Source organism: Roseateles sp. P5_B10 (assembly GCF_056400485.1).
Genome location: NZ_JBFULE010001433.1, coordinates 1 through 748, shown reverse-complemented (window position 1 = coordinate 748; position 748 = coordinate 1). Strand labels below are relative to the sequence as shown.

Sequence of the window (748 nt, the reverse complement as noted above, 5' to 3'; positions counted from 1 at the left end):
GGTCGAAGACGTCATCATCGAGAAAGCCGTCGAGGTTTGATCCACACGCTGACGGCCCCGGCGCAGTGGCGGCAGATCGATCTGCTGTCGGACCTGCACCTCGGGCCGGACACGCCGGCAACGACCGCCCGGCTCGAGCAGCACCTTGCGCAGACGCCCGCGCAAGCAGTGCTGCTGCTCGGCGACATTTTCGAGGTCTGGGTCGGCGACGACGCGCGGCACGAGCCCTTCGAGGCCGGTGTCGTACGCCTGCTGCGCGATGCGTCGCGGCGCCTGGATCTCTTCTTCATGCACGGCAACCGCGACTTCCTTGTCGGCGCGGAGTTGCTGGCGGGCGCCGGCATGACCGCCCTGCCCGATCCCACGGTGCTCGATGCCTTTGGCCAGCGCTGGCTGCTGGTGCATGGTGATGCGCAATGCCTTGCGGACACCGCCTACCAGGCCTTCCGCCGCCAGGTGCGCTCGCCCGAATGGCAGGCCCAGGTGCTGGCGCAGCCGCTCGAAGCGCGCCAGGCGCTGGGGCGCCAGATGCGCGAAGGCAGCCGCGCGGCGCAAGCCGCGCAACTGATGGCCACCGACCTCGACGCCGAGACTTGCCGCGCGCTGCTGAACGAAGCCGGCGCGACGACGATGATCCACGGCCACACGCATCGCCCGGCAGAGCATGACCTGGGCGAGGGGCAGCGGCGCGTCGTGCTGTCGGACTGGGACCTCGATGGCACCCCACCGCGCGGCGACGTCATCCGCC

At 70.5% G+C, this 748-nt stretch carries 1 protein-coding gene; it reads left to right on the top strand.

Annotated features, from left to right (window positions below; all coding sequences use genetic code 11):
* Nucleotides 1-36 precede the first annotated feature (36 nt).
* A partial coding sequence (locus AC1DU6_RS33815) for a UDP-2,3-diacylglucosamine diphosphatase (protein WP_477862758.1) occupies nucleotides 37-748 on the top strand: 712 nt, incomplete at its 3' end.